This window comes from Baekduia sp., assembly GCF_035996765.1.
In the GTDB taxonomy this organism is placed as follows: Bacteria; Actinomycetota; Thermoleophilia; order Solirubrobacterales; family Solirubrobacteraceae; genus Baekduia.
The window spans coordinates 54,288-61,752 of the sequence record NZ_DASYJG010000042.1; the positions used below are offsets into that span (position 1 = coordinate 54,288).

9 protein-coding genes are annotated in these 7,465 nt (G+C 67.4%); 5 read left to right on the plus strand and 4 right to left on the minus strand.

Annotated elements, in window-relative coordinates; genetic code table 11:
* Positions 1–8: 8 nt before the first annotated feature.
* The 3 genes from VGO10_RS10340 to VGO10_RS10350 all read left to right on the plus strand — a co-directional run bounded on the left by VGO10_RS10340 (position 9) and on the right by VGO10_RS10350 (position 2,747).
* Positions 9–827, plus strand: coding sequence for a sugar nucleotide-binding protein (locus tag VGO10_RS10340; protein WP_327467903.1), 819 nt, complete (start codon positions 9–11; stop codon positions 825–827).
* Positions 828–988: 161 nt separating this feature from the next.
* Positions 989–1,438, plus strand: coding sequence for a hypothetical protein (locus VGO10_RS10345; RefSeq protein WP_327467905.1), 450 nt, complete (start codon positions 989–991; stop codon positions 1,436–1,438).
* An 868-nt stretch (positions 1,439–2,306) separates the two neighbouring features.
* Positions 2,307–2,747, plus strand: coding sequence for a hypothetical protein (locus VGO10_RS10350; protein ID WP_327467907.1), 441 nt, complete (start codon positions 2,307–2,309; stop codon positions 2,745–2,747).
* 152 nt (positions 2,748–2,899) lie between these two features.
* Here VGO10_RS10350 and VGO10_RS10355 read toward each other — a convergent pair whose 3' ends face one another.
* Complete coding sequence (locus tag VGO10_RS10355) at positions 2,900–3,286, minus strand: hypothetical protein (protein ID WP_327467909.1); 387 nt, start codon at positions 3,284–3,286, stop codon at positions 2,900–2,902.
* Positions 3,287–3,297: 11 nt separating this feature from the next.
* Positions 3,298–3,906 (minus strand): flavin reductase family protein, encoded by a 609-nt coding sequence (locus tag VGO10_RS10360; RefSeq protein ID WP_349258935.1) that lies wholly within the window; start codon positions 3,904–3,906, stop codon positions 3,298–3,300.
* Between the two features lie 198 nt (positions 3,907–4,104).
* Here VGO10_RS10360 and VGO10_RS10365 point away from each other — a divergent pair, with 198 nt between their 5' ends.
* Both VGO10_RS10365 and VGO10_RS10370 read left to right on the plus strand, forming a co-directional pair.
* The gene (locus VGO10_RS10365) at positions 4,105–4,659 is read left to right on the plus strand and encodes a type IV toxin-antitoxin system AbiEi family antitoxin domain-containing protein (RefSeq protein ID WP_327467913.1); all 555 of its coding nucleotides are present in this window, start codon (positions 4,105–4,107) and stop codon (positions 4,657–4,659) included.
* Between the two features lie 10 nt (positions 4,660–4,669).
* Positions 4,670–5,500, plus strand: a complete 831-nt coding sequence (locus tag VGO10_RS10370) for a nucleotidyl transferase AbiEii/AbiGii toxin family protein (RefSeq protein ID WP_327467915.1) — start codon at positions 4,670–4,672, stop codon at positions 5,498–5,500.
* Positions 5,501–5,584: 84 nt separating this feature from the next.
* Here VGO10_RS10370 and groL read toward each other — a convergent pair whose 3' ends face one another.
* Both groL and VGO10_RS10380 read right to left on the minus strand, forming a co-directional pair.
* Complete coding sequence (groL, locus tag VGO10_RS10375; RefSeq protein WP_327467917.1) at positions 5,585–7,213, minus strand: chaperonin GroEL; 1,629 nt, start codon at positions 7,211–7,213, stop codon at positions 5,585–5,587.
* A gap of 17 nt (positions 7,214–7,230) precedes the next feature.
* Positions 7,231–7,465, minus strand: a 235-nt coding sequence (locus VGO10_RS10380; RefSeq protein WP_327467919.1) for a co-chaperone GroES, incomplete at its 5' end; no start/stop codon positions are given.

Below are 7,465 nucleotides of genomic sequence, written 5' to 3' on the forward strand. Positions count from 1 at the left end.
CGTCGGGCGTGCCCAGACTCCTCGTCACCGGCGCCCCGGGCTTTCTCGGAAGGGCTGTTGTCGCCGCCGGGCCGGCGGCGGGCTGGGAGATGGTGGGGACGGCGTTGACGCATCCGGACTGGGTTGCGCTGGACGTGCGCGACGCGGCCGCGGTTGTTGGTGTGGTCGATGCGGTCGCGCCCGACGCGATCATCCACACCGCCTATCGCCAGCACGGCGAGGAGGCGATGGCGGTCAACGCCGCCGGCGCCGGGCACATCGCCGCGGCTGCGCGGACGGCAGGCGCGCGGCTGGTGCACGTCTCGTCGGATGCGATCTTCGCCGGCGACGGCGATCGCGCCCTGCGTGAGGGCGACATCGTGCGGCCAGTCACCGCCTACGGCGCGACGAAGGCGGCGGCCGAGGTCGCGGTGGAGGCGGCGAACCCCGCTGCCCTGATGGTCCGGACCTCGCTGCTCATCGGCGGTCCCGGCCACGCGCCGTCGCCGCACGAGGCGCTGGCGCTGGCCGCAGCGCGCGGAGAGGAGCAGGTCACGTTCTTCACCGACGAGATCCGCTCCGCGATCCAGGTCGACGATCTCGCGGCGGCGCTGCTGGAGCTGGCGGCGCAGGATGGTGGTGGTCCGTTGCACGTCGGTGGGGCGGACGGCCTGAGCCGCTTGGAGCTTGCGCAGCTGGTCGTCGGGGCGGCGGGCTTGGACGTGGGGATGTTGCGGGGCGCGGCCGCGCCTGCCGACCGTCCACGCCACTGCCCGCTGGACAGCGGGCTGGCGCAGACGCGGCTGCGCACGCGCTTGCGGGGTGCCCGAGAGATCTACGCGGGCTGAGGCCGACCGGGCGGCGTCGCGAGCGCGTCTGCCGAGCGTGGACCGGCGCGCGTTCGACAGCGGTCCGGGGCGTCCCGTGTCCCTTTGAGGGACACCAACCGACCCGGAACGCGGGCTTGCCCGGCTGAGCGACCCGCTGGACCGTCTGCGACCATGCCGGTATGGCTGCAGAAGACGGACCCGCCACCATCGAGACCGACGCGCTGCTGGGCACGCGAGCCGTGGAGGCCGGAGTCGCCGCGCTTGCCGGCCGCAACCAGCACCACCTTGCCGGCATGGCGGCCGACGAGCAGGTCGAGGCCGCCAACCACTGGCGCGAGCTGGCGGTCGAGGTGTTGAGCGCAGCACGCGAGGCGCTGTCAAGCGGGACGGGCGTCCCGGAAGGCGCTGGCCGCGCGGTGATCGTCTTGGAGGACTCGGGCGGCGAGGAAGTCAACGTCCACGTGACGTTCGCGCCGCAGCTCGAGGAGATGTCTGATGGCTCGATCGCGGGAACGCCGGCGCAGCTGGCGGCGATGTCGCTGCTCGAGTCGATCGCGGGGGAGCCTAACGATCATGGTCACGGTCACTCGCACGATCACGACGACCACGGGCATGGCCACACGCACTAGCGGACGGGCGTCGTGGTTGTACCCACGGCGCTTGGTCGCGGGTCGGGTGACGGACCGCCCGAGACTGGCGTCGTGGGGCGCTGATCGCGGGGCTAGCGTTGGTATTGCCGAGCGCTGTTGTTGCGCGTGTTGTTGGTGGTGTTCCGTGCGGACGTTGGTCGGGGTTCGCGGCGTGGTCTGTTTGGCATCGAGGGGAGTGAGCGGGGTCGGTGGCTCTCGGCGTTGGCCTGTCGTCCGCGGGCGCCGGGGCGCGGGAGATGCGGGGCGTTTCGTGGTGAATAGGTCATCGCCAGACGCCCCGCATCGATCCGGGTCGTCTGCCCCTCGCATATGAGGGGTCAAACGCCCTGGATCCTCGCGCGGGAGTGGTCCGGGGCGTTTTCGACGTCTATCTGACGTCCAAACCGACCCCGAGCCACGATTCGGCTCCGAACGGAAGTCGTTCGTACAGAGGTGCTCGCAGAGAGCACTTCCATACGAACGACCTGCGAACGACGTCGCGAGGCGGCTGGCACCTAGACGTTGAGATCCAACGTCGAGGTGTCAGCCGTCCCTCGGCTCCCACCCGCATCGCCCACCCGGACCCCAGTGGATGACGAGCCGACGCGACGAGCCACCAACCCCGCTCACTCCCCTCGATGCCGACAGGCCACATCGCGCGCAACGATCCCGGTCGCGCTGAGCATCCAAACGTCGGCACCTGGAGTTGTTGATGTTGTCGGTCTGCGACGAGATTGCGACCTCGCAACACTTCTGCGCAGTCAAGCATCCCGTCCGACCAGTCAGCTAGGCTTCGCCTTCATCCAAATACAGCACCCCCGCGCCGCTACCAACGGCCGGGGGCATGACCCAAGGAGCAGACACTCCCATGAGTACCCCGCAGCGTACCCACGCCCGCATGCTCGTCGTCGATCGCGAGACCGCCGATGTTCTTCGGCGTGAGACCAAGAAGATGATGGACCTCGGCCACGAGCTCTTTGAGGATTTCCTCCTCTACGGGCCCGAGGCCCAGTACGTGCTCGCGATGCGCTTCTGCGCCGCAACCGCGCTCATCACCGCCGTCGGATGGGACCCCGACAAGGACGATCCCAACACTGAGACGTTCGAGGTCCCGCTCACCGACGACTTGGTCGAACAGTTGCGCCACCGCCGCTACGACCTCGCGCTCTGCAACAACGACCGCCTCGACGGCATGCCCATCGACAAGCCGATCGACCCCGATCTCCTCGCCGAGATCACCGTCGACCGCCTCGCCGCCCAGGCACTGGACCGCCTCTTCAGCACCTACGCCAAGGCCACCAAGGACTGAGCTCGGCGCCTTCGGGTCGCGGCTACCAGCGCCGCGACCCACCGCGTCCGGCACATTGACCGGGACATTCCCGGTCAACGTACCCGGCACCGTCACGAAACTGCGACGCCGGGCCGCTGGCCGGGCCCGCCGGCTCTCCGCCGGCCCGCGCCTCAGCCCCAGAACCCCTCGTCCTTCAAGATCTCCCCATCGCCCTCGTGATGCGCGCCGAGGGCGAGGTATTCGAGGCCGTCGGGGCCGGCCTCCAGCGAGCGCGCCACGTCCGGGGCGATGCGGATCGCGTCCATCACACCGATGTCAGCGATCTCGTCGTCGAGCTTGATGCGGCCTGAGCCGCCGACGACGACGTAGATCTCCTCGGCCTGGTTGTGGCGGTGGGCGAAGCCTTGGCGCTGGTTGGGCTTGACGCGCATCAGCGCGAGGCCGGTCTTCTCGGCGTCGAGGTCCTGTCGGCAGAAACGTGCCTCCTGGACGGTGTCGAAGCCGGCCTTCGGCGCTACGTCTTCGACGTCGCGGAGGTTCTTGATCGTGTGGCTCATAGGCCCCAACGCTACCCGGGTCGGGCCATGAGGAAGAGCGAGTCCACCACGGCGTACTCGTCGGTGTAGCCGCAGCGGGCGATCGGCGCCATCGCCGCGGTGTCGACCTGGCCGCGCTCGTCGATGAACGCCTCGTCGAGATGAACCCCGACGACCTGGCCGATCACGAGGTGGCGGTCGGTCCCGCGGCCGTCCACATCGGTGAGCTCCAGCGTCTGCGTCATCCGGCACTCCAGCGCGCACGGGCTCGCCGCCACGCGCGGCACGGCGACGATCCGCGACGGCGCCAGCTCCAACCCTGCGTGCGCGAACTCGCTCTCGCCGCGTGTCAGCCCGGCCGACGTCGCGTTCATCGCCTCGCGCAAATCCCATGTCGGGAAGTTCCACACGAACTCGCGCGTCTCGTGCGCGAACGTGGCGGAGTCCTTCATGCCATCGCTCGAGAACATCAACATCGGCGGCGTGTTGCCAACCGCGTTGAAGTAGCTGTAGGGCGCGAGGTTGACCGCGCCATCGGCGCCCAGCGTCGACACCCAGCCGATCGGCCGCGGCGCGACCAGCGCCTTGAACGGATCGTGGGGCAGCAGCTCGCGATCGCGCGCGTCGGGCTCGTAGAAGATCACGTGCCAAGTTCTACTCCCCGCAACCATCGCCCCGTTTCGGAACTACGACGGAGGTGTCACGAGACACCGTCGCTCGTCGGGTGGTGACCGGCGAGGGCATAGAACCCACGGTATGTCCACATTGACGTTTCGTCGGCTTGTGACCCCTTGCTCGCTAGATGCAGATTCTTCCGTCTTTTGCGGTAATATCTGCACATGCCAGGGAAGCGGTACAACGAGATCTTTGAGCTTGCTGCAGAGCAGTACGGCTACGTCACCACGGGAGACGCGCGCGAAATGGGGATCGACATTCGGCGGCTTAGCGACCTCAAGGCACGGGGGCAGGCCGACCACCCGGCCGTTGGTCTCTACCGGATTAGGGCGATTCCGCCGACGCGCTGGGACCCGTACATGGCCGCTGCGCTCTGGCACCACGGTGCCGGTGTGATCTCACACGAGACGGCGTTGGATCTCTATGACGTCAGCGACGTCAACCCGGCCAAGATCCACATCACCATCCCACGCACGCCGCGGTTGACCCGAGTTCCGCCGCCGGCCTACGTCGTGCATCGTGAGGCGCTCGATCCGCGCGATGTAACGCGCATCGAGAGCGTTCCCATCGTGACCCTGGAAAAGGCGATCCGTCAGTGCGTGGCGTCAAAGCTGCGTCCTGATCTGCTGCGGCAAGCGGTCGACAGCGGTCGTCGAACCGGCAAGCTGAGGAGCGGCCAGGTCGAGGCGCTATTGGCTGAGTTCGCACCTGCCGGGTGAGAGCATCGACGTGAGCGACCAGACCCGGCCGCCAAACAAGCCGGTCAAGACACCAAGGACCCGCAGTCGGCTGGAGCAGTTGATCAGCCTTCACGCAAATGCCACCGGTCAGGCACAGAACCGGCTTCGCAATTGGGTGTCGTTCATGGTCTTCGCCGGCGCGATCGAACGTGCCTTGCTGGAGGACGGCACGCCAGCGTTTTGGTTTAAGGGCGGCGTGACCATGCAAGCGCGCTTCCCCGGCCCGGCGCGCGCGACCCGCGACGTCGACGCCATGTTCCGAATCGGATCTCCTGCTGCCGACGGCAACGGCGACGCCAATGACGAACCAGTTGTTGGTGTTGATCATCGAGCGCTGTGGACAGCCCTCGATGAGGCTCTGAGCGACGGATACCTCGGCTTCACTCTTGAGGCCGAGGAGCCCAAGCAGATCAGGGACACTGTCTTCTTCGCCTCGCGGATCAAGCTGTCCTTCGCAGGGCGCAGTTGGAGCAGCGTCAAATTGGAGATCTCGCCGCCCGAAGGAAGTGCTTCTGAGCCCGAGAAGGTCCCGGCTCTACCGCTGGACTTCGTTGGGTTACAAGGCCCCAAGTCCCTACCGTGTGTGCCGGTTCGATATCAGATCGCTCAGAAGCTTCACGCAGTAACCGAGCGCTTCTCTGATCGCGAGAACGGTCGCGAGCGTGATCTCATCGACCTCATCTTGCTCCGCAAGCTGGTTGACGATCTCGGCGAGGTCCGTGATGCGTGTGTCGAGACCTTCGCTACTCGCCGACAGCACACATGGCCGCCTGAGCTCAACGCTGAACTCGCCGAGATCGATGCCGCAGGCGGCAATTGATCGCATCCGCCCTCAAACGCAGAAGGGCCCGGCGCGCAACCACGCCGGGCCCCTCGAAGCGAACCAATCGCAGAAGCGATTGGACTACATCATGCCGCCCATGCCGCCCATGTCGGGCATGCCGCCGCCTGCATCCTTGTCCGGGATCTCGGCGACGATCGCCTCGGTCGTCAGGATGTTCTTGGCGATCGAGGCTGCGTTCTGCAGCGCCGAGCGGGTGACCATGGCGGGGTCGATGACGCCCGCGGCGACCAGGTCGACGATCTCGCCGGTCGCGGCGTTCAGGCCGAAGCCCTTCTTGGCCTTGCGCACGTCAGCGACGACGACGGAGCCCTCGAGGCCCGCGTTCTCGGCGATCTGACGGAGCGGCTCCTCCAGCGAGCGGAGGATGATGCGGGCGCCGGTGCGCTCGTCCTCGTCCTCGATCGCGTCGGCGTTGACGCCGGCCGAAGCCTGCAGCAGCGCGACGCCGCCGCCGGGCACGATGCCCTCTTCCAGCGCGGCGCGCGTGGCCTGCAGCGCGTCCTCGACGCGGTGCTTCTTCTCCTTCATCTCCGTCTCGGTGGCCGCGCCGACCTTCACGACGGCGACGCCGCCCGACAGCTTGGCGAGGCGCTCCTGGAGCTTCTCCCGATCGAAGTCCGAGTCGGTGTTCTCGACCTCGGCCTTGATCTGGTTGATGCGGCCCTTGATGGCGTCCAGGTCGCCGTTGCCGTCGACGATCGTCGTGTTGTCCTTCGTCACGACGACGCGGCGGGCGCGACCGAGCTGCGACAGCTGGGTGTTCTCCAGCTTGAGGCCCATCTCCTCGGTGATGACCTCGGCGCCCGTGAGGATCGCGATGTCCTCGAGCATGCGCTTGCGGCGATCGCCGAAGCCCGGAGCCTTCACGGCCACGCCGGTGAAGGTGCCGCGCAGCTTGTTCACGACCAGGGTCGCGAGGGACTCGCCCTCGACGTCCTCGGCGATGATCAGCAGCGGCTTGCCCGACTGGATCGTCTGCTCCAGGATCGGCAGCACGTCGCGGACGGAGCCGATCTTCTGGTTGGCGATGAGGATGTAGGGGTCCTCGAGCGTCGCCTCCATGCGGTCCTGGTCGGTGACCATGTAGGGCGAGATGTAGCCCTTGTCGAACTGCATGCCCTCGGTGAACTCGAGGTCCATGCCGAACGTCTGGCCCTCCTCGACGTTAACCACGCCGTCCTTGCCGACCTTCTCGATGGCGTCGGCGATCACGTCGCCGATCTCCTCGTCGCCGGCCGAGATCGTCGCCACGCGGGCGATCTGGTCCTTGCCGGTGATCTCCTTGGCCTGCTTGGCGATGTTCGCGACGACCTGGTCGACCGCGAGCTCGATGCCGCGCTTGAGGCCGAGCGGGTTGGCGCCGGCCGCAACGTTCTTCAGGCCGGTGCGCACGATCGCCTGGGCGAGCACCGTGGCGGTCGTGGTGCCGTCGCCGGCCACGTCGTTGGTCGCCGTGGCGACCTCGCGCACGAGCTGAGCACCCTGGTTCTCGAAGACGTCCTCGACCTCGATCTCACGAGCGATGGTCACGCCGTCGTTCGTGATGGTCGGGGCGCCGAACTTCTTGTCGAGGACCACGTAGCGGCCCCTCGGGCCGAGCGTGACCTTGACGGCGTTGGCGACTGCGTCGACGCCGGCCTCGAGGGCCTTGCGCGCAGCGCTGTCGTACTTCAGTTCCTTGTGAGCCATAAGTTTCTGGTTCTCCTCTAGGACTCGACCTTGGCGAGAACGTCGCTCTCGCGGAGGACCAGCAGGTCCTCGCCGTCGACCTTGATCTCGGTGCCGCCGTACTTGCTGTAGAGGACCTCGTCGCCCTCCTTGACGTCAAGCGGTGTGCGCTTGCCGGTGTCCTCGTTGACCTTGCCATCGCCGACGGCGACGACCTTGCCCTTTTGGGGCTTCTCCTTGGCCGTGTCGGGGAGGACGATTCCACTTGCAGTG